The 23,125-nt window shown below is 69.6% G+C and carries 24 protein-coding genes; 13 read left to right on the top strand and 11 right to left on the bottom strand.

Annotated elements, in window-relative coordinates; translation table 11 throughout:
• Nucleotides 1-47: 47 nt before the first annotated feature.
• Nucleotides 48-4,616 (bottom strand): MobF family relaxase, encoded by a 4,569-nt coding sequence (gene mobF / locus K6U06_RS15535; RefSeq protein ID WP_262322866.1) that lies wholly within the window; start codon nt 4,614-4,616, stop codon nt 48-50.
• A gap of 425 nt (nt 4,617-5,041) precedes the next feature.
• On the opposite strand from mobF, the gene K6U06_RS15530 reads away from it, so the two are divergent.
• The 3 genes from K6U06_RS15530 (at nt 5,042) to K6U06_RS15520 (ending at nt 9,349) form a co-directional block, all read left to right on the top strand.
• Nucleotides 5,042-6,436 carry an IS1380 family transposase gene (locus K6U06_RS15530; RefSeq protein ID WP_262322865.1) on the top strand — a complete coding sequence of 465 codons (1,395 nt, stop codon included), beginning with the start codon at nt 5,042-5,044 and terminating at the stop codon, nt 6,434-6,436.
• Nucleotides 6,437-7,580: 1,144 nt separating this feature from the next.
• Nucleotides 7,581-8,000, top strand: coding sequence for a hypothetical protein (locus K6U06_RS15525; RefSeq protein WP_262322864.1), 420 nt, complete (start codon nt 7,581-7,583; stop codon nt 7,998-8,000).
• Nucleotides 8,001-8,191: 191 nt separating this feature from the next.
• Nucleotides 8,192-9,349, top strand: a complete 1,158-nt coding sequence (locus K6U06_RS15520; RefSeq protein ID WP_262322863.1) for an FAD-dependent oxidoreductase — start codon at nt 8,192-8,194, stop codon at nt 9,347-9,349.
• Nucleotides 9,350-9,623: 274 nt separating this feature from the next.
• On the opposite strand, the gene K6U06_RS15515 is transcribed toward K6U06_RS15520, so the two are convergent.
• Together K6U06_RS15515 and K6U06_RS15510 are read right to left on the bottom strand one after the other, a co-directional pair.
• Nucleotides 9,624-10,340: a ZIP family metal transporter gene (locus tag K6U06_RS15515; RefSeq protein WP_262322862.1), complete on the bottom strand. Its 717-nt coding sequence runs from the start codon at nt 10,338-10,340 to the stop codon at nt 9,624-9,626.
• A 40-nt stretch (nt 10,341-10,380) separates the two neighbouring features.
• Nucleotides 10,381-10,674 carry a zf-TFIIB domain-containing protein gene (locus K6U06_RS15510; protein ID WP_262322861.1) on the bottom strand — a complete coding sequence of 98 codons (294 nt, stop codon included), beginning with the start codon at nt 10,672-10,674 and terminating at the stop codon, nt 10,381-10,383.
• Between the two features lie 172 nt (nt 10,675-10,846).
• Here K6U06_RS15510 and K6U06_RS15505 point away from each other — a divergent pair, with 172 nt between their 5' ends.
• The 3 genes from K6U06_RS15505 (at nt 10,847) to K6U06_RS15495 (ending at nt 12,833) form a co-directional block, all read left to right on the top strand.
• The gene (locus K6U06_RS15505; protein ID WP_410051062.1) at nt 10,847-11,209 is read left to right on the top strand and encodes an ArsR/SmtB family transcription factor; all 363 of its coding nucleotides are present in this window, start codon (nt 10,847-10,849) and stop codon (nt 11,207-11,209) included.
• Between the two features lie 77 nt (nt 11,210-11,286).
• On the top strand, nt 11,287-12,171 hold the full coding sequence (locus K6U06_RS15500; protein WP_262322859.1) for a cation diffusion facilitator family transporter: 885 nt from the start codon (nt 11,287-11,289) through the stop codon (nt 12,169-12,171).
• Nucleotides 12,172-12,194: 23 nt separating this feature from the next.
• A complete protein-coding gene (locus K6U06_RS15495) occupies nt 12,195-12,833 on the top strand; it encodes a cation transporter (RefSeq protein ID WP_262322858.1) in 639 nt (212 codons plus the stop codon).
• A 130-nt stretch (nt 12,834-12,963) separates the two neighbouring features.
• Here K6U06_RS15495 and K6U06_RS15490 read toward each other — a convergent pair whose 3' ends face one another.
• The 8 genes from K6U06_RS15490 to K6U06_RS15455 all read right to left on the bottom strand — a co-directional run bounded on the left by K6U06_RS15490 (nt 12,964) and on the right by K6U06_RS15455 (nt 17,843).
• Entirely contained in the window at nt 12,964-13,620 is a 657-nt protein-coding gene (locus K6U06_RS15490; RefSeq protein ID WP_262322857.1) for a class I SAM-dependent methyltransferase, read from the bottom strand.
• Entirely contained in the window at nt 13,610-14,542 is a 933-nt protein-coding gene (locus K6U06_RS15485; RefSeq protein WP_262322856.1) for a permease, read from the bottom strand. Before K6U06_RS15485 ends, K6U06_RS15490 begins: the two co-directional genes overlap by 11 nt.
• A 3-nt stretch (nt 14,543-14,545) precedes the next feature.
• The gene (locus K6U06_RS15480) at nt 14,546-14,734 is read right to left on the bottom strand and encodes a hypothetical protein (RefSeq protein WP_262322855.1); all 189 of its coding nucleotides are present in this window, start codon (nt 14,732-14,734) and stop codon (nt 14,546-14,548) included.
• Nucleotides 14,731-15,147: a permease gene (locus K6U06_RS15475; protein ID WP_262322854.1), complete on the bottom strand. Its 417-nt coding sequence runs from the start codon at nt 15,145-15,147 to the stop codon at nt 14,731-14,733. The genes K6U06_RS15480 and K6U06_RS15475 overlap by 4 nt, the downstream gene beginning before the upstream one ends.
• Before the next feature lie 156 nt (nt 15,148-15,303).
• Nucleotides 15,304-15,588 (bottom strand): metal-sensitive transcriptional regulator, encoded by a 285-nt coding sequence (locus K6U06_RS15470; RefSeq protein WP_262322853.1) that lies wholly within the window; start codon nt 15,586-15,588, stop codon nt 15,304-15,306.
• Nucleotides 15,589-15,832: 244 nt separating this feature from the next.
• Complete coding sequence (locus K6U06_RS15465) at nt 15,833-16,435, bottom strand: hypothetical protein (RefSeq protein WP_262322852.1); 603 nt, start codon at nt 16,433-16,435, stop codon at nt 15,833-15,835.
• Nucleotides 16,436-16,670: 235 nt separating this feature from the next.
• Nucleotides 16,671-17,318 carry a class I SAM-dependent methyltransferase gene (locus K6U06_RS15460; RefSeq protein WP_262322851.1) on the bottom strand — a complete coding sequence of 216 codons (648 nt, stop codon included), beginning with the start codon at nt 17,316-17,318 and terminating at the stop codon, nt 16,671-16,673.
• A 297-nt stretch (nt 17,319-17,615) separates the two neighbouring features.
• On the bottom strand, nt 17,616-17,843 hold the full coding sequence (locus tag K6U06_RS15455; protein ID WP_262322850.1) for a hypothetical protein: 228 nt from the start codon (nt 17,841-17,843) through the stop codon (nt 17,616-17,618).
• A gap of 165 nt (nt 17,844-18,008) precedes the next feature.
• Here K6U06_RS15455 and K6U06_RS15450 point away from each other — a divergent pair, with 165 nt between their 5' ends.
• The 7 genes from K6U06_RS15450 (at nt 18,009) to K6U06_RS15420 (ending at nt 22,759) form a co-directional block, all read left to right on the top strand.
• Nucleotides 18,009-18,242, top strand: coding sequence for an SHOCT domain-containing protein (locus K6U06_RS15450; RefSeq protein WP_262322849.1), 234 nt, complete (start codon nt 18,009-18,011; stop codon nt 18,240-18,242).
• Nucleotides 18,243-18,363: 121 nt separating this feature from the next.
• The gene (locus K6U06_RS15445; protein WP_262323027.1) at nt 18,364-19,032 is read left to right on the top strand and encodes a sulfocyanin-like copper-binding protein; all 669 of its coding nucleotides are present in this window, start codon (nt 18,364-18,366) and stop codon (nt 19,030-19,032) included.
• Nucleotides 19,033-19,121: 89 nt separating this feature from the next.
• Complete coding sequence (locus K6U06_RS15440; protein ID WP_262322848.1) at nt 19,122-19,538, top strand: BlaI/MecI/CopY family transcriptional regulator; 417 nt, start codon at nt 19,122-19,124, stop codon at nt 19,536-19,538.
• A complete protein-coding gene (locus K6U06_RS15435) occupies nt 19,535-20,512 on the top strand; it encodes a M56 family metallopeptidase (RefSeq protein ID WP_262322847.1) in 978 nt (325 codons plus the stop codon). The genes K6U06_RS15440 and K6U06_RS15435 overlap by 4 nt, the downstream gene beginning before the upstream one ends.
• A 438-nt stretch (nt 20,513-20,950) precedes the next feature.
• Nucleotides 20,951-21,595 carry a hypothetical protein gene (locus K6U06_RS15430; RefSeq protein WP_262322846.1) on the top strand — a complete coding sequence of 215 codons (645 nt, stop codon included), beginning with the start codon at nt 20,951-20,953 and terminating at the stop codon, nt 21,593-21,595.
• On the top strand, nt 21,568-21,915 hold the full coding sequence (locus K6U06_RS15425) for a hypothetical protein (RefSeq protein WP_262322845.1): 348 nt from the start codon (nt 21,568-21,570) through the stop codon (nt 21,913-21,915). Before K6U06_RS15430 ends, K6U06_RS15425 begins: the two co-directional genes overlap by 28 nt.
• A gap of 115 nt (nt 21,916-22,030) precedes the next feature.
• On the top strand, nt 22,031-22,759 hold the full coding sequence (locus K6U06_RS15420; RefSeq protein WP_262322844.1) for a cytochrome c biogenesis CcdA family protein: 729 nt from the start codon (nt 22,031-22,033) through the stop codon (nt 22,757-22,759).
• Nucleotides 22,760-23,125 lie beyond the last annotated feature (366 nt).

The raw sequence follows: 23,125 nt of genomic DNA, 5'->3' as shown, positions 1-23,125 counted from the left end.
GCGCCATATTGATGAGCGATTCGGCAATCGGTCCTATGCCGCCGGTCCTAAACGGGTCCGGCTCGAGGCGAGTCCTGGGACGGCTTGGGCGACGTGGTGGTGACGTGGTCCTGTTCTACGGCGGCGCGTGTTGCCGGGTGCGGAGCGGTTTGGGGTGAGGGCTGGCGTGTTGGTGCCGGGTCTTGGGGAGTGCTGGTACGAGCAGTGAGTTCGGCCTTGATTTCCGTCACAACGTTTGATTGTTCGTCGGCGTCGGCTCGGAGCAGGGTGGCGGTGTTGCGGTACCAGTCGAGGTCGGTGGCTGCCTGGTCGTGGCGGGATCGGAGCTGGGCGAGGGTGTCGAGGTCGGCGGTTCTGCCGTCAGCGATCAGGGTGTCCCACCGGAGGGCTGGGTCATTGCCGCCCAGGCCGGGGTGGTGGTGTCTGAGCTGGTTGAGTTCGGCGGTGAGCCGGGCTCGCTGGTCACCGCGGATCGTGTGATGGCCGAGGCGGGTGGCGTCGAGGGCGGCGTCGATGCCGGCGATGCGGGCGGCGGCTTGTTGTTCGGCGATGACGGTTTGGCGGGCTTGGCTTTGTGCTGGCCCGACGGTGGCGGTGTGGTCGATCTCGGCTAGCAGGACGGCGATCCCGGCGGCGGTCTGCTCGGCCTGGTGGTCGTAGCGCTCCGCGGTGGCGTTGGCCTGGTTGACCCGAACCCGCGCGGTGCGGAGCTGCCGGACGAGGGTCTCGGTGTTGACCTGGTTGTACGGCCGGGCCTTTTGTGCGGCCCGACGGCCAGCGAGTATCGCCTCCGATGCGGCGCCTTGGGCGTCGAGTCGGGCGGCGGTGAGACTCCAGCGGTCCCGGAGGCCTTGGGCGTGCTCGAGCCGGCCGAGTTGCGGGGCGAGGCGGGCTGCGTCGGCTGCGGCGGTGCGCGCTGCAGCGGTGTCACCGTGGGCGACGGCAGTCCCTTGGCGGGTGTGGGCGTCGCGGAGGGCGATGGCTGTGCGGCGCAGCTGGTCGGCCACAGGAGGGGGTGCTTGGGCGAGGTGGGCGTGCGCTTGGTCGATGATGGCTTCGAGGCGCTCGGCGGGGAGGGCGGCGAGGGCGCGGGCTTCGCTGTTGGTGAGCGCGGCGGCGGCGCGGGTCCACCAGGCGTGGGCGTCGACGCGGTCCTCGGTGGGGGCTGGACCGATGGGGTCGTCGACGGTGGTGATACCGAAGGCTTCGCGGTAGCCGGCGACCACCCCGGCCCGGGCCAGCCAGCCCCGGTGATGTTCGGCGTTGTCGGAGGGGTGTTCGCCGAGGGCGTCGACCCAGGTGGGCGGGTTGGCCTCGACTTGGCGGGCGAGGACGGTGGTGCGGTGGTCCATGGCGGCGGCGACCTGCCGGGCGGTCTCGGGCACGTCGCCTTGGCCTTTGGGGCTCAGCTGGGCGAACGACAGCGCCGGGTCGGTGGCGGTGGTCTCGGTGTGGCGGAGCCGCCAGTGCAACACCGCGGCGAGGTCCTCGGCGTCGTCGAGGGGCTGTTGCGCGGCCGCGCCGGCGAGGGCGGCGGCGGAGTCGATGCCGGCGGCCTCGAGCCGGCGGAGCCGGGCGGCGAGTGCTGGCCAGGCGGGGGAGGCGATGGTGGCGGTAGCGAGATCGGCACCGCCAATCGCATATAGGGCGGTCTCGGCGTGCCGAGCGCCATGGTGGGCGAGGAGGTCCTGCCAGATCGGGTACAGGGTGCCCAGGCTGACGGCTCGGGTGGCTTCGTCGGTCTGGGTGGTGAGAGCGGCGGTACCTTCAGGGGGGTCGGTTCGTTCCAGGATGTCGGTGAGCACGGCGAGAGGGTCGTTGGCCGGGCCGTCGGTGTCGGCGCCTTCGGGTCGGGTGCAGACGATGTAGGCGTGGTTCGCGTCGCGGCCGCGGGTGAGGCCGACATAGGCGCTAGTCCGGGTGGAGCGGGGCGTGAGCACGGTGTGGGCGACGTCGCGGGTGCCGCCCTGGGCGGCATGGATCGTCGACGCGTAGGCCAGTTGGACCCGGTCGGCCACGTACGCTCCGTCGAGGTCGACGGTCTGGTCGGTGTCGACCCGGGTAACGCGTAGCCCGCCGCTGTCGGCGATGGCTTGGACGGTCCACAGGTCTCGGTTGGCGACGAACCGCCCGTCGCCGGTCCTGTTGAGGCGATCGTTGTCGCGGGTGACGATCTGGTCGCCGACGCCTGCGTGGCTCCCGTCGGCCAGGGTGACGGTGCGGGTGTCGTCCACCGCTGCGGCGGCGACGAGCTGGTCGCGGACTCGGCGGGCCAGGCGGGCGGCGACGTCGTTGGTATCGGCGAGGAGGTACACGTCGAGCCCGCGGGCCCGGTCGGCCGTCGCCGCGGCGAACGCCGCGTCTTCGGCTTCCGCCGCGCTGCCTCCGGTGATCCGCGCCCGCCGGTCGTACTCGGCGAGCACCGTGGCGTCCCCGGCGCGTAGTCGGAGGCTGGCCGCCCGTTCCCAGGGGTGGCGGAACCGGCGGACTTGGCCGAGGGTGGCGGCGCCCGTCTGGGTGGCAATGAGCTCGAAGGTCCCCCCGGCGTCGGGGGAGGGGAGCTGCTCGGGGTCCCCGACGAGCAGCAGCTTGGCGTCGGTTTGGGCGCAGATGGCGGCGAGGGCGTCGATGGTCTGTCGTGACGCCATGCCGGCCTCGTCGAGGATCACGAGGGCGCCGGGGTGGATGGCGTAGGTGTCCTGCCACCAACGTTCCCCACGCCGGTGGGGAGCGCGTTTGGTGTACTCGAAGATCAGCTTGGCCGCGTTGACCGCCTGGATGCCGGCGTGGCCGGCGAGGACCCGGGTGGCGTTCTCGGCGATCGACACTCCCAGCACCTGCCCGCCCGCATTAGTCCACGCTTGGGCGACCGCGCCCATGGTGGTCGTCTTGCCCGTCCCCGCCGGGCCGACCAGGATATCCAGGCGCTGACCGGACGTGAGGACCGCGGCCACCGCTCTCCCCTGGTCACCGTCCAAACCACTCCCCACGGCTGCGGCGGCGTCGGCATCGAGACGTCGGCCGCTGGTGTCGCTGGCGGTGGCGAGCAGGCGCCGTTCGATTGCCAACCCGACGTTGGTGGTGTATCGGTCGGCGCCGTGCTCGGTGTAGACGGAGGTGTCGTCGCTGGCCCGGCGCAACGACGTCGGGGAGACGAAGGCGGGCGGGGCGGCGAGGGAGACGATCCCGCACCGGTTGCCGGGGGCGAGGGCCTTTGCGATGAGTTGGTCGACCTGGCCCAGGGCGGCATCGACCGGCTGGGCCGGGTCGAGCCGGAGGCGCCGGGTCAGTTCCCGGGCCAGGTCGTAGCGGGTCCAGGTCGAGCGGGCCTGATCGACCGCTCGCACCGCGCTGGCGAGCAGGTCATCGCCGCCGGCCGGGCTTCCGGGATCGTCGGGGTGACCTGACCCGTCGGGATTGGTGGCCGCGTGCCACACCGAGGCGAGGGATCGTCCCAGCCCGGTTCGGCACTGGGCGTCCCACCGTCCTAGCGCCGCTTGGGTGGTCTCGTCCGGGCCTTTGGGGGCGCGGGTCTCCAGGCGGGCCCATTCGGCCATCCGGGTGACCATCCACTCCGACGGGTCCGTGCCGTGCTCGGCCCGCCAGGCGGCGACCAGTTCGTCGAGGCGACCTTCGATCTGCACCCGCCGGGTCGAGAACAGCCGGCGTACCTCGGCGTCGACGCCGACGATCTCGCGGGCGCCGCTGACCGGGTCTACGTGGTGACGGACCCCGAGGTCGCGTTCCAACGCCGTCTCGCGGACCCGGTCGTAGATCGCCCCCGCGGCGGCCGCAACGCGGTAGAGAGCCCGGCCGTCCAGGGCCCGCCATTCCCCATCGGCGCAGCGGACCCGGTTGAGCGTGGCCGTATGCGTGTGGACATGCACGTCACCAGCCCTCGACATCCGATGATCGAACGAGGCGGTGACCAGCCCGGTGGTATCGACGTGTCGCACCCCGTCATACCCCGTCCTGGACAGGGCCGCTTCGCGCTCCACGAAACGCATCGCCGCCGCCACCCCTTCGTGGTGAGCGTCCCAGATCTTCTGGCGTCCCTCGGCTGAGGCGGCGGCCCACAGCACGCTGACGGACTTCGGTGGGCTGAAAGTCAAGTCGAACCCGGCGACGGCTTGACGTTGCCCGCCGCGGCGGATGGCCGCCTCGGTGGCAGCCCAGTGCTCGTCGGCCCGGGAACGGAACGCGACCACTTCGGCCTCGATCCGCTCCCGCTCGGTCCCGGTGCCGACCAGGGCGAGTTCGCGCTCGACCCAACGGGCCGTCTCGGTCTGATCGTGGACGGCGCGGGCCGCGCTCAGGCGCTCCTCGATGCTGCGAAACTGGCGCGGCGGTCGCCCCAGCGGGGCTCCGGTGGCGGGGTGGGCGAGCCGGCCGAAGGTACGGCGCATCTGCTCCTCGCTGACCCTGCCCTCCAGGCCCAGCTCAGGCTCGGCGGCGGCGCCGCCCCACCGGCCGGGTGCCTCTCCCCGGCCGACGTCGACGAGGTAGTAGTCGCCGGCGTCGCCGGCGACCTGGTCCCACAGGTATCGCCAGCCCTGGCCGGCGAAGATCCGTCCGATGGTGAGCATCCACCCCATACCGGGCAGCCAGACCGACACCTGTCGCGAACTCCCCGCGCCGCCGGGCCAGCTTCTACCCGGCGCCGGAGGCGCCGGGCCGGCCCTCCGGGATCATTGGCAATGCAAGGGTGCGGCTTACGCCACCCGCCTTCCCGAACCCCGTCCTTGCCCTCGTCGGGGTCAACGCGTTGCCGGGCTGCGCTGTGCTGGCGGGGGGTGAGCAGCATGGCGTGTGTCGTGGCTCCCTGGGTGCAGGCGAGCCTCCTCGAGCCAAACTGTTGGGGACGGTAAAGAGACCGCCGCGCTTGCCGAGGAGCGCAACTTGACGTGACTGCGTGCGTTCTGACCCTGATATTGCAGCTGGGTGTGGCCTGACGGGCTGGAAGACGCGGCAGATGCTCCTTCACCTGCGAGAATGCGAATCGCCAAATACCGCATGATCGCTGGAGAGGAGCACCTGTCGGGTGAAGTGTAACGCGCTGGTTTTCGAGCTGGGGGACCGAGTGGTGGGCGGGGCGGAGCGCTCGGTGGCTCATCCGGTGGTGGAAGCATCGGAGGACTCGGTGACCGGCGTGGCTGGGGTGGCGTTATGGGGGGAGATGCTCGACCGTCTCGGTGTGGTGGCCGAGGGTGACCGTCGCGGCCTGCGACCGATCGGCCCGGGTGGCTACACCGGCGGGGAGTGCTATCGGGCGGTGGTGGAGACCCAGCTGGCTGGCGGCGAGTTCCTCTCCGACCGGTCGCTGCTCGCTGATGAGGCGACCGCCCGCTTGCGAGGCGGTCATGTGCTGCCGTCGCATTCGACCCTTGATCGTTTCATCGCCGGTGCCGATCTCGGACGTGCGCAGAAGGCCGCCGCGGTCAACCGTGCGATGCTTCGACGGGCGTGGGCGATGGGCGCGGCGCCGGCCCCGGGGATCTTGACCATCGATCCTGATGCCACGTGGATCGAGACCTCGGGACGCCACAAGGAGGGAGCGGCGTTCTCCTACAAGCACGAGGTCGGTCTGTCCCCGATGGTCGGGGTGTGCGGCGAGACCGGCGATGTCCTCGGGCTGCGGGCCCGGGGCGGCAACGCGAACGCGGGGCGGGGCTTGGCCAGTTTCGTCGACGAGTGCGTAAGCGCTGTTCCCGTTCCGCTCCGGGGCCGATACCAGCTGTTGCTGCGGGTGGACTCCGCCGGCTACCAGGCAGAAGTGATCGAAGCGGCCGAGCGTCACAACATGGTCTTTACGATCACAGTCAAGAAGACCACCAGGGTGGCCGCCGCCGTTCATGCGCTCGCCGCCGACACCTCCACTGCCTGGGTGCCAGCGTTGGGTGCGGAGGCGAAGACCGGCTCGGAGATCGCCGAGTGCGACTTCGACTTCGCCGGGCGGCACCTGCGGATGATCGTGCGCCGCCAGCGCACCTCCGCTGGTGAGCAGCTATCCCTCGATGATCTCGACGGGTGGCGGTTCCACGCGATCATCACCAACATCGACTCGCGCCTGCGCACCGTGGCTGAAGTCGAACACCATCATCGCCTGCGCGGCGGCGGACCAGAAGAAGCTATCCGCCAGCTGAAGGGCGATTTCGGTCTCTGCCACGCCCCGGTCGCCAACTTCTTCGGGAACTGGCTGTGGTGGCACGCCGCCGCGCTCGCCTACAACGTGGCCCGCTGGATACGGGTGCTGGCGCTCCCCGAGGCGTTCGCCACCTGCCGGGGCAAGCGGCTGCGGCTGGCGTTTCTCAACGTGGCGGCCAAGGTCGTCCGTCACGGACGACGCCTGACGCTGCGGTTACCCCGCGCCTACACCCACGCCGAGGCCTTCATCGCCGGGCTCGCCAAGCTGCGAGCCTTGCCACACTTCGCCTGATCTACCCTCCCGCTGACAGCCACGAAGCCCTCAACCCACCAGGGGCGGCCCCCCCACGTCCATGGCACCGCCGAGCACCGCCGAGCACCGTTCGAACGGTCCCTCACGACCTCCTCGGAGCGCTCCCGCATCGCCGCGCACCCCCACACGTCGGCGAAGCCCCCCAATACCGCTCTTCCCGTCGGCTCCCCGACCCGAACCTGGCTATCCCGGACCTCGCTGCAATATCAGGGTCTGATCTTGGCGAACCCGAAACGTGGTGAGCGCGGCGGCGACTGATCCCGGCGACCACCGGCTCCGGCCGGGCTCAAGCCGATCGGGCGACCGCGGTGAGCCTGGATGCCCGTCGTCTGTGGTCCGGCGTCGCGGAGCACGTCAGCAAGAGAGCCGGTTGGAGGAGGCGAGGGTGGCGAGCCTGGGGAGGAAAGGCTGGGGGGTGGGGAACTGGCCTCTGCCTGTCTCAGCGCTGGTCGCCGCAGTTCAGAACGGGGGTGGGGAATGCCAGAGCGGCGGAGCGAGGGAAGGAGGGGAGGCCTTCCCCATAAACGCTCTCGTGGGGTCGGGAGTGGGGAAGAGGGTGGGAAACCCGTGTGAACGGGCGGACGCTGCCGCGTGGCTGACGACACGGCCGCGCGCCCCGGTGGCCGGCGGGACGGTAGCCGCCAGGCGGGCCGGCCTCGAGCCCGACGGCTGCCCAGCCGGCGCGGTTCGGTTCGTTATGACCAACCAGGTGAGGGGGCGCCGGCGCCCCTCCTCACGTCGGCGCCGGTGGTCGGTGGGATTGGTGGTTCGGTCGTGGCGTAGATGCTGGAGCGTAGGTGCCGAGGAGGGATTGGTGAGCCGCCGCGGCGTCGGCGTGGCGTCGGCAGGCGCCGGGCCGCAGGGGACACCGAGGCTGCGGAGTTTGACGGAAGCTGCACGACTCTCGGGGGCTAGAACAGGGCTAGAACAGGACTCTAGAACGGCCCAGAACCCCAACGCTACGAGGCTTCGATCTCAATCCCCATCGGGGGCGCTCCGGGCCGATCTCCTAAGTAAGGTAGGAGTGGTGGTGTGAGCCTCAGTTGCCTGGGTACTATACCGACTAGTAGTTGCTGTCTCGGGGCCGTGTCGAGGTGCCGAATTTCTGGATGGGAGCCTGCGCATGAACTGGACTTGGAACCTCCGTACCCGGGATGGGGGTATGAACGGGCTGGAGTTCGCCCGCTGTACCACCGCCGGCGGGTTCTCACGGGTGCTGGTCCATGCGGCGCCCGCCCAGGCGTCGGTGGAGGCGATCGCCGATGACGGCGAGGTCGTGGCCCGCGCCGACCTCGACCGAGACGGCGACTATTCGCCCATGACGCTGCTCGAGCTCGACGGCGGTCGTATCCAGCGAAGCGAGGTGTGGCCAGACGAGGAGCTCTACGGTCTACCGGTGCTGCTGGCTGGTGGCGAGGTGGGCATTCTGACGGCGTGGCGGCACTCCGATGATCACAGTTGGTGGCAGTGGTCGGTGGAGTTCTCCAACCGCACCGGCCGCCCCGCGGACTGGGCACCACCGGGTCAGGAAGTGCGGCGCTGATCACTCAGCGGTCCGGCCCAGTTGAGAGAGCACGCCCGTGCTGCGAGCTGGGGTGGCGGGCCCGTTGACCACCGTCCGCTCTCTACTGGTACCGGGCCGTGCGTATCCCTTTTCTGGTCATCGAGCGCGGCTCATCCTTTGGGGAGAAGGTCGATGACGACGACACACCGAAAAATCAGGGAGGCTGAGACATGGCGAAGGTGATGATCCTGGGCGGAGGGTTCGGGGGTTTGGCCGCGGCGCACGAGCTGAGGGGCCGGCTCGGTCCGGAGCATGAGGTCACGCTCCTCGCGGCTGACGACCGCTTCTTCGTCGGTTACGCCAAACTGTGGGACCTGGTCGGCACCCGTTCCCTTGTGCAGGGCACTGGGCGGCTGAGCGCCCTCGACGAGCGGGGAATTCGTTTCGTGCACGCCCAGGTCACCGCCATCGACCCTGACCGTCGGGCGGTCGAGACGTCCGCCGGTTCGTTCGACGCGGACTACATGGTCGTGGCGTTGGGCGCCGCGGCTGACCGGCGGAAGCTGGGGTCAGCCGAGCGTGGCGCACACGATCTTTACGACCCCGACCGGCTACCGGCGATGCGAGCCGAGCTAGGAAGTCTCCACGACGGCAGGGTGGTCGTTGGCGTGCTCGGGGTCCCCTATGTGTGCCCTCCTGCACCGTATGAGGCAGCGTTCTTGGTCGAGGAGTTCCTTCGCCGCCAGGGGGTGCGGGAACGTGTCGAGGTGGTGATCACCACCCCGATGCCCTCACCGTTACCGGTGGCCGGACCCGCCGTTGACGAGCTTGTGGCCCACGGACTGGCTGGGCAGGGCATCGACTTGCGCACCGGCCTGCAAATCGCAGAGGTCGACACCGACGCTAAAGTCCTGTCCTTCGCCGACGGAGCCACCATGGACTACGCGCTGCTACTGGGAATACCGCAGGCGGCCCCGCCGGCGGTGATCGCTGACAGCCCGTTGGCTGGTGAGGACGGCTGGATCTGGCCGGATCCCGAGACGGGGCGCACCGGCTTCGATGGCGTCTATGCGGTCGGTGACTGCACAGCGGTGGAAAACCTGCCGAGGGCGGGCGTGTTCGCCGAGGCGCTCGGCAAGGTGGCCGGGGCGAACATTGCCTCCGAGATCGGGGCCGGCCCGGGCGGCCGGTACGACGGGGTGGGCTTCTGCTTTCTGGAGTTCAACGGGCGTCGAGCCGCGGCCCTTGAGGGCGACTTCTTCGCCAAACCGAAACCCGACGTGCGGCTGGCAGAGCCGAACGCCGAGACCTACGCCCGCAAGGAGGCGTTCGAGGCGGAACGGCTACAAGCGTGGCTCGGCATCAGCCGATCAGGCCCAACCGCGTAGCCGGGTCAATCCCTCTCGCTTCGCAAGCCTCCGACTCCCATCAGCCGGTGATTCGCCCCGCTGGCGGGGAGATCGAATGGAGGTGGAGACCCGGAACGTGACGGAGCGCTAAAAGGGTCTCACGCTCCCTGTGCTCCCCATCCTTTGCCGGGGCCGCGGGCGTTGCCGGCTGACGCTCACACCGAACTGACGACGACGGGGCGTAGGATGAGCTTGGTGAGGCGCCTCCGCTTCTGAGCCCGCCACGCTGGTCTGATCACGTGTCGGATCACGCTCATGAAGCGAGGGCGTACAGGGCGATGAAGCCGAGGAAGAACAGGCCGGTGAGCAACGGGCTGTCGGTCGTCTCGTGCGCTTCGACCAGCAGTTCTTCGGTGACCAGGTACAGCAGGGCGGCTGCGCCGAATGCGAGCACCCCGGCCAGGACCTGCTGGCTGGCTCCCCCAAGCAACGCCGCACCTCCGATGGCCCCGATGGCGGTGCCCAGCCCGAGGAGGCTGGGGACGAGAGCGGCGGTGAACCGACTGGCCCCACCGGCGGCGAGTCGGGTACTGACCGAAAGGGCGAGGAACAGGATTTCCAGGGTCAACGCGATTGTCAGGACCACACCTTGGTTGCTGCCGAGGCGGCTGCCGAGCCCGACGAGAAGGCCGTCGATCAGCAGGTCCAGGCCAACCGCGGTTACGAGGCCTACCGGGACCGCCGAGGCCTGGGCGCGGGCTTCGACGCGGCGGGAGTAGGCACCCAGCGCCAACAGCAACGCCACCCCAGCGGCGAAGCCGGTCACAACGACGGGGATATTGCCTTTACTGCGTAGATCGGGGAGGACCTCGCCGGCCAGCGCGGCGAAGACCACACCTGCTGCAAAGTGCTGGATGCCGCTGGTGAACTTCGGGCCCGGGGTGACGAATGCGGCCGTCACCGACCCGGCGACGGCCGCGGCGACGGGGAATGCCACCAGAACGGCGGCGTGGACAACAGCGACGCTCATCTGGACGCTGCCTGGCGGCGCAGGATCGGCGAGCGCAGTGTCAGTCGAACACTTCCCCGAGGAATCCGCCCCGACGACGCCGTTTCCCGCCCCACCCGTCGTGCTTGTCGTCGCTTCTGTGATGACCGCCGGCGCGAGGCTGAGCGTATCCCTGCTCGTACGCGGCAGCCGGGGCAACGGCCGGCGCGGGGGCCTGATAGTGGTTGGATTCGGCGTCGGTGAGCCGTTCTAGCTCGCCGCGGTCGAGGACGATGCCACGGCAGTCATTGCACTGGTCGATGGTCACTCCGTTGCGCTCGTAGCTGCGCAGCTCACCTGCGCACTTCGGGCCCACCGAGGCAGCGGTTGGGTTCGGTCACTTGGTCTCCTCGGTCGGAACGTCGGCTGGTTGCGGCCTGCATTGCCGTCCGCACCAAAGGACTGTAGGCTGGATATCTGAACAGAGGCGCAGATATGGAGGGATCGTGGTTGCGAGGATCGGTTCGTTGGATACCTGCGAGGTGCGGATGGTCGACCCCGAGCGGGTCGAAGCGGTCAGGGCTTCGATGCCCCCAGACGGCGACATCGCGGACCTGGCCGACATCTTCGGCCTGCTCGGCGATCCAGGGCGGCTCCGACTGCTGACCAGCCTGCTCGAGGCCGGTGAGCTGTGCGTGTGCGACCTGGCCGCTTCCACTGGCCTGAACGAATCTTCGGTCAGCCACGCGCTGCGCCTGCTGCGGGCCCATCGGGTGGTCCAGGTCCGCCGGGCCGGACGGATGAGCTACTACCGCCTAGCCGACTCGCATGTCCGTTTGCTGCTCGACCTCGGGCTACAACACACCGGCCACACCATCGCCCTGCATGTCGAAGACCACCGAGAGCAATGACCGACAGTCACGAGCACACGCCGACCGGGCACGACCATGGGCCAAGCAGCAGCGGCGATTCGGGGCACAGTCACGGAGTGGCGGCTGATGCCGACGCCCGCTATCTGACCGTGGCGCTGTTGCTGATCATCGGGTTCATGGTGGTCGAGGTCGTCGCCGCGGCCCTGTCAGGGTCGTTGGCGCTGCTGGCTGACGCCGGGCACATGCTGACCGACGCCGCTGCGCTGGGGGCGTCGTTGTGGGCGGCCCGTCTGGCGGCGCGCCCAGCGGCGGGGGTGTGGACGTATGGGTTCAAGCGGGCGGAGATCCTCTCGGCTGCTGGGAACGGGGTCACTCTGCTCCTCGTCGCCGCCCTGGTGAGCTTCGAGTCGGTTCGTCGTCTGGTCCACCCGCCGGGCGTGCAGGGTCTGTTCGTGGTGATCGTGGCCCTGGTCGGTGTTGCGGTCAACTTGACCGCCGCCTGGGTGCTGGCCAAAGCGAACCGGTCGAGCCTCAACGTCGAGGGATCGTTCCGGCACATCCTCACCGACCTCTACGGGTTCGTCGCCACGGTGATCGCCGGGATCGTCATCGTGGCCACCGGGTTTGCCAGGGCCGACGCCATCGCCTCGCTGGTCGTGGTCGTCCTCATGGTCAAGGCCGCCTACGGGCTGCTGAAGGCGTCCGGTCTGGTGCTGCTCGAGGCCGCCCCCGAAGGCGTCGACCTCGTCGAGGTCCGAGGCCATCTTCTCGGCACCGAGCATGTCACCGACGTCCACGATCTCCACGCCTGGACGGTCACCTCGAGCCTGCCGGCCCTGTCCGCTCATGTCATTGTGGACGAGTCCTGTTTCTTGGACGGTCACGCCCCCCGGCTCCTCGACCAGCTCCAGGCGTGCGTGGCCGGCCACTTCGACGTCGAGCACTCCACTTTCCAGCTCGAGGCCGCCGGCCACCTTGACCATGAAGCCGGTGCCCACTGATGGACCGGGCGAACACCGCCAGGATGACCGGGCAGACACTGGCCCGTCGAGCTATCGGCGTCGAGTATGTCACTCTCGGCTGGAACTCCCTGGAAGCGGTCGTGGCCATCGTCAGCGGGGTCGTCGCTTCGTCTGTGGCGCTCACCGCGTTCGGGATCGACTCCGGCATCGAGCTGATCAGCGCGACCGTCGTGTTGGTCCGGCTCCGCGCTCTGGTAGCGGGCAGCGAGCCCGATGAACGCAAGGAACGCCGCGCCCTGCGGATCGTTGCCGTGTGCTTCTTCGCTCTCGCCGGCTATGTCGTCATCGACGCCACCATCAGCCTTGCCCTCGGCGAGCGCCCCGCGGTCAGCCCTGCGGGCGTCGCCATCAGCGGCGCGGCCCTGATCGTCATGCCGACCCTGGCCGTGGCCAAACGCCGGATCGCCACCCGCCTCGACACCGGCGGGCTCACCGGACCGGCCGTCTTGTTACGGGCCGACGCCGCCGAGACTGCCTTGTGCGCCACCCTCGCCGCGACCACCCTTGTTGGTTTGGGCCTCAACGCCGCGTTCGGGTGGTGGCGGGCTGACCCGGTCGCCAGTCTGGCCGTGGTGTACTTCGCCATTCGAGAAGGACGCGAAGCGTGGGCCGGCGAACTCGACTGTTGCGGCGACGACTGACCCACGCGCTGAAGGATGGCCCATGTGGCGGACGGCTCGTCGCGTGGCGGCTGGTGTTGTCGGCTGACCACGACGATCGCGGGCTCACCAGCAGAGCGGCCTATCCAAACGGAACCTGTTGGCGAGGGCGTCACGGCGTCTGGCGGGCTGGCGGGCGGGGGTCGAGTGTTGCGGCGGTGACGACGATGTGACCGGCGAGGTAGTCCTGGCGGCGGAGGTCGTGGGTGTGGTCTTCGAGTGGCTGCCAGGGCCGGCGGTTGGGGTCGGAGCCGCCGAGCGCGCATAGCAGCCGCCAGAGGGGCTGGAGGGCGGGGTGGGGACCGAGGCTGAGGTCAGCGATGGCCATACGGGTTCCGGGCGGAAGCGATTGTCGGATCTGGTCCCAGGTTTCGGGGTAGTGGTCGATGACCGACAGGGCGTAGACCGCGAGGAGCGCATCCACTCCACCAGGCGAGACTCGGGCGTCGGCGAGCGCGGCGTCGAGGCGAGAGGCGGGAGCGTTGACCAGCCGGACGTTGTCCCAGCCGGCTCGCTGGGCCCGCCGTCGGGCCTGGGCCAGCATGGCTTCGCTGGTGTCGATCCCGACGATGGTCCCGCTCGGGCCGATATGGGCTTGAAGAAACGGGAAACTGAGGCCGGTCCCACAACCCAGGTCGACGACCACATGGCCGGGGGCGAGGGACAGCAGGTCGACCGCCCGTCGTCGGCCTCGCTGGTAGAAGGGGCGCTCCAAGGAGACGGCGTCGTAGACCGGGGCGACGAGGCGGTAGCGGTGGCTACCGAGCATGTGGCGTCCCGAGTTTGGGTGCGATGGTCTTCTGTTGGCTCGATCTGCCTGTCGAATAGGTGTCCGGGGCGGCGTCGAAGGCCTCGGCGCAGCCCGCTGAGCAGAACCAGTGGTCCTGGCTGTTGTGTCGCCGGTGGCAGGTGGCGGTCTCGGGGTCAACCGCCATCCCGCAGACGGGGTCCGTGTGCCTGGGTGCGGGGGCGCCGCCGCCACCGGCCGTGTCGGCGCCGGTGGCGGTCAGATACCGGCCGGGGTCGGCGTCGAAGCGACCCTGGCAGCGCCCGGAGCAGAAGAAGACGCGCTGGCCGTGATGGACGACGCTGGCGGGGGCGTTGGCCGTTTGGACTGGCATGCCGCAGACGGGGTCTTTGGCGTAGCCGGCGCCCCCGCCGAAGCGGTCGCGGTTGCGGTAGAGCCAATAGAGGGCGGCGAAGGCGACCAGGGCGATGACGTCCAAGACGGTGGTGTAGTTCCATCCGACGCTGTCGCCGGCGATGACGCTGGGACGGGTCGCAGGGATCCATCCGAGGGCGTTGAACAGCTCCTCGGTGGCCAGGCCGGCGAGGGACATGACCAGCCAGAACACGCCGAGCATGCGCAGCACCATCCGCCGCCCGTACATCTTCCGGTAGATCAGCAGCAGGGGGAGGGTGATGAGGTCGGCGAACACGAAGGAGACCACCCCGCCGAAGCTGATCCCGCCTTTCCACAGGGCGGCGGCGAGGGGGACATTGCCGATGGAGCACACGAAGCTGATGATGGCCACGAACGGACCCACGGCCACGTTCTCGAGTGTGGTGGCGATGCCGTGGCCGTGGACGAACACGTCGTTCCAGATGTGGACCGGGACAAGCGTGGCCAGGAACCCGGCGACGGCGAAGCCGATCACGAGCTCCTTGCGCAGCATGGTGACGTCGCTCATGGTTTAGCCGGCCGCGTCGGACCACCTGGCGGCCGATCGGACCCGCAGCCGCCACGGTCGCGCCTCGTCGCTATCGCCGCCGTGTTCGTGGTGTTCGTGGCCGCCGCTGGTGGTCTCGGCGTTACGGCGAGCCTCATCGAGCGCCCGCCCCCGGAACCACAGACCGCCGGCGCCCACGAGGAGCGCGATCATATGATGATCCCACCGATGAACTCGGCAGCGACGAACTGCCAGCCGATGAGGACCACCAGCACGATTCCCAGCTCGACGACCAGGTTGGTGGAGGCGAACATGAACACCATGGCGGCAACGAAGTCGGCGCCCCGGGCGAAGAGCGACTTGGCCATGGCTGACGCCGCGTACGAACACGACGACGACACCGCCCCGTAGATCGACGCCCGGCCTACCGTCCCCGCCCGGTGGTCACCGAGACGGGCCTGCATCTCGGCGCGCGACACGAAGGCCCGGACCGCTCCCGAGAGCCCGAAACCGAGGACCAGGGCCCACAGGGTCTCCCAGAACATGTAAAACGCCTCGCGCAGCGAGCGGCCCACGTCGGTGACTGCTCGCCCGGCGGTGAGCGCTCCGATCAGCTCAGCGTGCATCATCCACCTCGTTGTCGCTGTCGTGGCGGGCATGGCGGAGCAGCCCGGCGATCTCACGGATCGCCCAGTCCAGCCGGCCGAGCGGCCCGGTCTCGCACCCCGGCACCTGGTCCCTTGCGCCGCGGCAGGACGGGGGCGGCACGGAGCGTGGCCCGGTCACGAACGAACCAGCCGCTCTACGGCGGCCTGAGCCTCGACCATTTTCTCCTCGGCGCCCGGTTCTCCCGTCGCCAGGGCGTCCTGTACGCAGTGGGACAGGTGGTCACCGAGGAGGTTGAGTGCCACCGACTGGAGCGCCCGGGTCGCCGCTGACACCTGGGTGGGCACGTCGATGCAGTACGTGTTCTCCTTCACCATGCGCTGCAGTCCCCGGACCTGCCCCTCGATTCGGCGCAACCGCCGCTGCACGCTCGATTTGTTGTCGCTGTACCCGACCCGCACGAGCGGCCTCCTTTTGACTCGGCTATACCCCCTATGGGTATGTTAGGCGGCAGGTCCGTGGATGCGGCTGGCCGCCCCTCGAGAACCAGCTTGGTATGTCAGGCGACGACAGATGGCGCAGCGTTGGGGGGCGGGCGTGGACTGGCTCCGATAAGCGTCAACGGGTCCTCGGGCGACCGGGCAGCCGGTTAAAAACTGCGGCCATTGCGTTTCACCCTTCGCGAGGTGAGGTAGGCGGGGTCGGTCACAGGCTGCTGGGGAAGCTGACCGACCGGGGCGGGACGATTGGGGTGCCGACGTCGAGTTGGATGACCTCGTGGGCGGCGAGGGGGATGTCTTCGAGAGGCTGGGTCCAACGGTGTCCGTTGACATAGGCGGTGACCGGCCCGGTGGCGGGGCCGACCCGATTCTGGCTGAGGGTTTGCCCCCATACGATAAAGAACTGGCCGAGGACGAAGGTCCGCCCGGCGGGGGCTTCGACGTGGATGATGCCATCCGGGGCGTGGGTGTGCAGCCAGTAGAGGCAGTCGGAGCTTCCAGACACGAACGTGCCTTGCGGGCTTGACTGGGTTTGGAGTTGGCCGACCATGCCGACGCCGGGGGGGATGGGGCGAAGCGTTCCGTTGACGAAGACTGCGAGGTGGGTGTGGGTGTGGGTGGCGAGCTGTTCGGTGGCGCCGCAGCCCACCCCCGCCCTTCCCCCTTGGGCGGGGGGGACGGCGCCGGCGGCGGCCAGCGGGGGGCCGGTCTCCAAGTTGACGCCTTCGGGACCGGCGGGACCGCCGAGCTGGGGGCTCGAACCGCTGGTGGTGGCGACGACCACCGCCACGATGGCGGCGGCGAGCACCGCGACGACCGCAGCGATGAGCGGCTTGCGTGAACGAGTGGGACGACGTTTGGGCGGGCGACGTTTGGGTGGGCGAGGTTGCTGTGACCGGCGGGCGGGGACGTCGCTGCGTCGGGCGGGACCTTTGGATCGTTGTGGGTTAGTCATCGTGAGGCGAGTCGGCTTGCTTTCGGGCGGAGTCTCGATCCGTTGCCGAAGATGAAGGTCGTCGGCGGCCGGAGCGGGTTCGAGGGTTTCAGTCGGTGTCGTCGGTCGGAGGTTTGCGGGCGTGGCCGAGGATCATGGGCGCGGTCGGTGTCGGCACATGGTTGGGCCTGAAGCTGAACGTGCGGCTGGTGCCGAGCTGGAACCCAGCCCCGGTGATGGCCGAGAGCGTGTCGCGGTTGCAATGACAACCGCCGGCGATAGCCGGCCAGACGACATCGGCGGTGTCTTGGAGGCGCGCCGCAACCGGGTGGGGGGAGCGGACGTGTTCGTAGAAGCGGAGCTGGCCGCCGGGGCGCAGCACCCGGTACACGCCGGCGAGAGCCCGGTGTTGGTCGGGGACGCTGCAGAGGACCAGCGAGGTGACCGCGGCGTCGAAGCTCGCGGCGGGCAGGTCAAGGTCGTCGGCGTCGCCGTCGATGACCCGGATGGCGGTGGCCGCGTGGCGGGCCGCCCGTTCGGCCTTGCGGCGCAGGCCCGGTTCGGGCTCGACGGCAATGACCTCGCTGACCTCCCCGGGGTAGTGAACGAAGTTGGCGCCGTGGCCGGCGCCGAGCTCAACGACCCGTCCGGCCAGACCAGCCAGCAGCTCCTGGCGGTGCTGGTACCCCCCAGCGGCGTCCAAGGCGGCGGCGACGCGAGGGTAAAGGCGAGCGAACACCGGGTGGTCGACGGTCACGTCCGTCCGGTCGCCCCCGAGCGACTCCTGGCAAGGGCCGGCATAGCGCCTGGCCGGGCGGGGGCGTCGCCTCGGTCGGCGCTCAGGGATGACGGTGGCGGGGGTGTCACCGGCCGAGGCGTGAAAGCTCGGCGCGGGCGCGGGCGAGTTGGTCGTCGAGCGACGCAGGTTTGGCGGTGGCCGCATCGTGGCGGGTGCGGCTGTGGTGGCGGTCTCGGAGCATGGGCCGCACGCAGCACAGGTAGCTGAGCCCACCAGCCGCGACGGCGGTGGCCGCAGGCAGCGCCCAAGTCAGCATCAATGCCCGACGGGTTGCTCGGTGCCTGGCCACGGGGCCGGCGCACCCGAACCTTGCTCGGCGCGCAGCGCGTCGATCTGGGCTTGGAGCCGGGCCAGCTCGGCCTGCTTGGCGGGATCGTCAGCGGGCCCGGCGGGCTGTTTGTTGCCTCGCATCATCATCCACATCATCACGCCCATCCCGGCGGGGCAGGCGAGGATGGCCAGGCTGTAGAAGATGTGACTCATGTGGTCCTCCTTCGATGAGACCGCTCGATCCGAACGGCCGGACCCGTCTCTACTAAGCATCCTAGTTGACAGCGGAGGTGTAGAGGTAGCCCACGGTGGGTACTAAGATAGTTAGTAGCTAGATGAGAGGTGGTCGCTGTGGGTGGTATGGGCTTTACGTCGCGGATGATGGACCCAGGTGCGTGGGACGCGTGGGTGGTCCTGACCTGGTTGGTGGTGGTCGTGTTGATCGCGGCGGTGGCTGCTGTCGTGGTGTGGGCCTTAAGGGGGGAGCGATCCTCGGGTCGCGCGACGCCGGTAGCCCCGTCACCGGGGGACATTCTTGACGAGCGCTTCGCTCGCGGGGAGATCTCCGATGAGGAGCTCCAGCGCCGCCGCCAGGCGCTCACGAACCGATGATGTTCCCGGGACTTCAGTTCATTCCCGGGCCGCCGGTGACGGCGAGGGGTGCATGACCGAACTTCGCGGTTCGCCTCGCTCAGGAGGAGGCGGTAGGAGGTTGTTAAGGTCCAGGTCGGTGATGCTGGGTGTTGCCTTGGCGGTGGGAGCGGCCGGGGGAGCCCTCGGTACCGCAGTGGCAACGGCCGGGACCGGGTCGAGCGCGGCTGCGGCGCCCGCGACGAAGGCCGGCTACAGCTCGGGCGCCATGATGGGCACCGGAAACATGATGGGCGGGGCCGCGATGATGGGCGGCATGCCAGGTGCCGGTCGGGGCGCAGCGGTGTTGGTTCCAGCGGCTCGGATGGAGGCGTTGGCGGCCGTCGCCGCCCGTCAGGCGACGGTGAGTGGCCGGACGGTCACCTACCAGTCGAGCGATGTCACCCTGGTCGCCCTGGGCGCACCAGGGAACCGGCCCGGCATGTTCTGGCAGGTTGACGGGGTGGTGAACCCGACCGTCGTCGTCCCCGCGGGTGCCACGATCACCGTGCGCTTCGCTGACGGTGACGCCGGTCACCCGCACGGCTTCGAGGTCACGACCGCGGCACCGCCGTTCCCGCGCATGGCAATGATGGCCGGACAGGTCGCCGCGGCGGGCGCGTTCATCATGCCCGTCCCCGCCCCGCACGGCACCTCGTGGTACAGCGCGACCACCACGTTCCGGGCGCCCCCAGCCGGGACCTACTACTACCTTTGCCCGGTCCCGGGCCACGCCCAGCAGGGAATGTGGGGAAAGCTGATCGTCAGGTGACCCAGCCCGTCGCTGCCCTCGATCGCCGGCTGCTGGCGGGCGCGGCTGGTATGGCCGTGTTGGGCGCGGGCGGTAACGTGCGAGGTCGGATGGCCAGGACAACGTCAGGTTCGAGGAAGGGCATGCTGCGAGGCTTCGGTGACCTCGAAGCGCAGATCATGGAACGCCTATGGGCGGCCCCGGAGCCTGTAACGGTACGCCAGCTGGTCGACGACCTCCAACAGGGCCGGGCTATCGCCTACACCACCGTACTGACAGTGACCGACATCTTGTACCGCAAGGAGTGGCTGACCCGGCAGCGCCAGGGCCGTGCCTACGCCTACCGGCCGGTGTGCACCCGTGAGCAGTACGCAGCCGGACTGATGCGCGAGGCGCTGGCGACGAGCACGGATCACACCGCCGCGTTGCTGCATTTCGTGACGGAGATGCCCGCCGAGGAGGCGGCGGCTCTGCGCGACGCTTTGGCTGAGCTCGATGCAGGCCCCGACGATCGCCCCGAGCCGTGAGGGTCGCCGCGGTCCTCGTCGCCTACGCCCTGGCCGGCGCGTTCGTTGCCCCATGGTTGCTGGCCCGAGCGTCGTGGCCGCAACGGGCGCCTCGCTTGGCGATCGCGGTGTGGTTGGCGTCCGCGGCGTCGGTGGTGCTGGCGTTGGGTCTGGCCGGCGTGGCCCTGGCGGTACCGACCGTGCCGGTCAGCTCCGGGCTGAGCCAATGGTTGCAGGCTTGTGCCATGGCCATCCGGGCCGCGTACGCCACCCCCGGCGGGATCATCCTTGGCGCCACCGGGACCGCGTTCGCGTTGTTCGTCACCGCCCGCACCGCGGTGGCGTTGAGCGGATCGTGGGCGCGGGCGACCTGGGCGCGGCGGGCGCATCGCCGCGCCGTCGTCCTCGCCGGCCGTCCCCGCCATGACATCGACGCGCTGATCGTCGACTGCGACACCGCCGCCGCGTACTGCGTGCCCGGCCGTCACCGCCAGGTCGTGCTGACCACCGCGGCGCTCGCCGCGCTAAGCGACGCCGAGCTGGCGGCGGTTCTCGCTCATGAGCGCGCCCACCTGCGAGGACGCCATCATCACCTCGTCGGTGTCGCCTCTGGGCTGGCCCGAGCCTTCCCGGGGATCCCGCTGTTCCAAGCGGCCAAGGAACAGGTGGCGGCCCTGGTCGAGATGGTGGCCGACGATGTCGCCGCAGGCGCGCACCATCGGGCCACGATTGCCACCGCCGTCGTGGCGCTGGCCGGGATGCACGCCCCGCAGGCTGCGCTCGGCGCCAGCGGCTCCGCCGCGCTGACGAGGGTGCGCCGTCTGGTGGCCCCGGCCGCCCCCCTCCACCGGGCGGCGCTGCTAGCCGGGGTCCTCGCCGTAGTGGGCATCGTGGCGCTGCCGGTCTCGGTGGCCGCCGCGCCGGCGTTGCACGCCATGCACATGAACCTCTGCCCCGTTCATCCGGGGATAACGCCTCCGGTCAGCTCCGCCTGACACGTCCCGTGCACGCTCAGGTAGGGATCCGAGCGCGGCTCACTCCTCTGACACACCGGACGCTCCAGGCGATGTCTCGCCTACATCGGATGGGGGAGGTGCGTGCGAGCCGGCGGGACTTCACTCGTTATACTACTAGCTAGCATAGTAGTATCAGCGGTCGTAACGAGTGGCCGCCGACCATGGTGAAGGAAGGGGCGATGCTTTCGATTTCGGTGGACCCTTCTACGCCGGGCCCCATTTGTTGGGTCGAGCGAAGGTGACCTGGCCGTCCCATCAAGCGACCGCCCGACTCGATCGTCCCGGGACGATCGGCCCTCATCCCCGAGTGAGCGGCCTCGGCGACGACGTCGCTCGTTTCCTCCTCTCGGCCTCCGCGGTCGGATGCACCTTCAGCGGTGACCGCGGGACGCCGTGATGACGAGGGGCCGAGTCCGAGTGGCATGGCGGCTTTGGGCGCTCGGCACCAAGACCGGGATCCGCCGGACCCTCGGGGTGTTCTGGATCATTGATGGGCTGTTGAAGTTCCAACCGGGACTCGCTAACCGTGGCCAGGAGGCTTACTCGTTCGCCATGACGGCCATGGGTACCCCGGTACCGGTGGCCCGGGCCATTCTCCAGGTGGGTCGCCTGCTCGTCGCCCATCCGGGGTTGTGGTGGGGGCTCGGTGTCGTGGAGCTGTTGATCGGCATCGCCCTCGTGGCCGGCAGAGCCAGCCGGATGGTGCTGGCGGTGAGCGCGCTCTGGGCTCTTTGTATCTGGGTGCTGGGGGAGGGATTCGAAGGGCTGTCGGCCGGGTCCGCATCGATCCTCACCGGGTTCCCCGGCGCGGCGCTGCTCTACGCCGTCCTCGCCGTGCTGCTCTGGCCCACCGCCCGAGCCGAAGCGGGGAGTGTCGCGGCCGCCGGCCCTCTGGGCCGGGCAGGAGCCAAGGGGGTGTGGGCGCTGCTGTGGCTCAGCGCCGCAGTCGTCCAGCTGCGCTCCCAGGGGGGCCCGGCGCTCTCGACAGCACACTGTTCATGGCGGCCAGAGAGGAACCGTCCCTCATCGCCGGCATGGACAGAGCCGTGCTGGGCTGGCTGAGCTACGGCCACGAGCTTTGGCTGTTGGCCGCGCTGAGCCTGGTGTGCGCGCTGATCGCGCTCTTGGTCGTGGCCGAGATCCTGCCCCGGGTAGCCCTCGGAGCCGCCATCGCCCTCAACCTGGTTTTCTGGGTGGTGGGCCAGAACTTGGGCGGGATGCTGAGCGGAAGCGGGACCGATCTCGGCACCGCCCCACCCTTGATGCTCTTCGCTCTCGTGCTCTGGCCCCGCCCGCTCGGTCTCGAAGCGCCCGCTGACCGAGCTGCAACGAGAACAACCGGCGACTACGTGGCCCAAGCCGTAGCTTCCGGGAAGGTCTGACGCGACCGAAACCGCCGGTCGACCTTGGCGTACCGGGGCCGCCCCGACAGCATCTCACTGCAACCGGCGCCAGGTGCTGGTCCTGAAAGATCCGACATACTAAGCTGATTAGTTGATGGGTACTGTGCTGCTCCCGTTGCTGGCGGCGCTCGCCGGGATCATCTCGTTCACCTCTCCGTGCTGCCTCCCGCTCATCCCCGGCTACTTGTCGTATGTGTCAGCGATCCCGGTCTCGGGTCTGGATCAGCGCCAAGCCCGGAGAGTAACCCTTCGCGCCGCGCTCGGCTTCGTCGCCGGGTTCACATTGGTCTTCGCGGCGCTCGGGGTGTCGTTCGCCCTGGTCGGCGCGGTGCTGCTGCGCCGGGTGCCGCTGCTCATCACCGTCTCGGGGATCTTGATCGTCGCCATGGGCCTCACCACCATGGGCGTGTTACGTATCCCGTTCCTGGCCCAGGAGCGCCGTATGGACCTGGCCCGGCTGCCGTCGGGACCGGGAGGCGCGGTGGTGTTGGGGATGGCGTTCGCGTTCGGCTGGACCCCTTGTGTGGGGCCGGTGCTCGCCACCGTCCTGGCCGCGGCTGCGGCCACCCAGACCGCGGCCTGGGGTGCGCTGCTGCTGGTGTGCTACTCGCTCGGCCTCGGCGTTCCCTTCGTGGCCTTGGCCTTGTGGTTCGGCCGGGCCCGGCGGTCCCTCGCCTGGTTGCGCCGTCACGGCCGACGCATCGAGGTCGTCAGCGGGGCCCTTCTAGTCGCCGTCGGGGTCCTGTTCGTCACCGGTGAGTGGCGTCGACTGTTCATACCGCTTCAGCATGCGTTCGCCCGGTTCGGCTGGCCGCCGGTATGAGCTTTCCGAGTCCGACAGCCTGCCGTCGTAGACGATCCAGACGGGTCCCAGCGACGTGCCAAAACACACATGTCGAGCGAGCACCGGACTCTGGGGGGCGACGGCGTCGTCATCGGCCGAGGAGGGAGAGACGGTTGTGAGCTCACGACGTGGCTCGAAACGGGCTCCGCCACGTTCAGGGACTGCCCGGGCGGGGCCGGGGGCGGAGCCGACCGGGCGCTACACCGCACCCAAGCAACGCACCCCGGTGTCGCCACTGCCCCTGACACTGCCGGTGACAGAGCAGCTTCGCACACCGTATGTACCGCGGCTGCGCCCTGCAGCTCCATCCAGCGAATCCGCAGTCGGAACCGGCAGCCCTGGTCA

It is taken from the genome of Acidiferrimicrobium sp. IK (assembly GCF_025499425.1).
Lineage (GTDB): Bacteria > Actinomycetota > Acidimicrobiia > Acidimicrobiales > Palsa-688 > Acidiferrimicrobium.
This window is presented reverse-complemented; position numbering and strand designations above follow the sequence as displayed.

What these genes read in the sequence shown, in the direction of transcription:
- K6U06_RS15525 (WP_262322864.1), top strand. Translation starts at nt 7,581, where the DNA reads ATGAACTGGACTTGGAACCTCCGTACCCGGGATGGGGGTATGAACGGG.
- K6U06_RS15520 (WP_262322863.1), top strand. Translation starts at nt 8,192, where the DNA reads ATGGCGAAGGTGATGATCCTGGGCGGAGGGTTCGGGGGTTTGGCCGCG.
- K6U06_RS15515 (WP_262322862.1), bottom strand. Translation starts at nt 10,340, where the DNA reads ATGAGCGTCGCTGTTGTCCACGCCGCCGTTCTGGTGGCATTCCCCGTC.
- K6U06_RS15505 (WP_410051062.1), top strand. Translation starts at nt 10,847, where the DNA reads ATGGTCGACCCCGAGCGGGTCGAAGCGGTCAGGGCTTCGATGCCCCCA.
- K6U06_RS15495 (WP_262322858.1), top strand. Translation starts at nt 12,195, where the DNA reads ATGACCGGGCAGACACTGGCCCGTCGAGCTATCGGCGTCGAGTATGTC.
- K6U06_RS15490 (WP_262322857.1), bottom strand. Translation starts at nt 13,620, where the DNA reads ATGCTCGGTAGCCACCGCTACCGCCTCGTCGCCCCGGTCTACGACGCC.
- K6U06_RS15485 (WP_262322856.1), bottom strand. Translation starts at nt 14,542, where the DNA reads ATGAGCGACGTCACCATGCTGCGCAAGGAGCTCGTGATCGGCTTCGCC.
- K6U06_RS15480 (WP_262322855.1), bottom strand. Translation starts at nt 14,734, where the DNA reads ATGATCGCGCTCCTCGTGGGCGCCGGCGGTCTGTGGTTCCGGGGGCGG.
- K6U06_RS15475 (WP_262322854.1), bottom strand. Translation starts at nt 15,147, where the DNA reads ATGCACGCTGAGCTGATCGGAGCGCTCACCGCCGGGCGAGCAGTCACC.
- K6U06_RS15455 (WP_262322850.1), bottom strand. Translation starts at nt 17,843, where the DNA reads ATGAGTCACATCTTCTACAGCCTGGCCATCCTCGCCTGCCCCGCCGGG.
- K6U06_RS15450 (WP_262322849.1), top strand. Translation starts at nt 18,009, where the DNA reads ATGATGGACCCAGGTGCGTGGGACGCGTGGGTGGTCCTGACCTGGTTG.
- K6U06_RS15445 (WP_262323027.1), top strand. Translation starts at nt 18,364, where the DNA reads ATGCTGGGTGTTGCCTTGGCGGTGGGAGCGGCCGGGGGAGCCCTCGGT.
- K6U06_RS15440 (WP_262322848.1), top strand. Translation starts at nt 19,122, where the DNA reads ATGGCCAGGACAACGTCAGGTTCGAGGAAGGGCATGCTGCGAGGCTTC.
- K6U06_RS15425 (WP_262322845.1), top strand. Translation starts at nt 21,568, where the DNA reads ATGGACAGAGCCGTGCTGGGCTGGCTGAGCTACGGCCACGAGCTTTGG.
- K6U06_RS15420 (WP_262322844.1), top strand. Translation starts at nt 22,031, where the DNA reads ATGGGTACTGTGCTGCTCCCGTTGCTGGCGGCGCTCGCCGGGATCATC.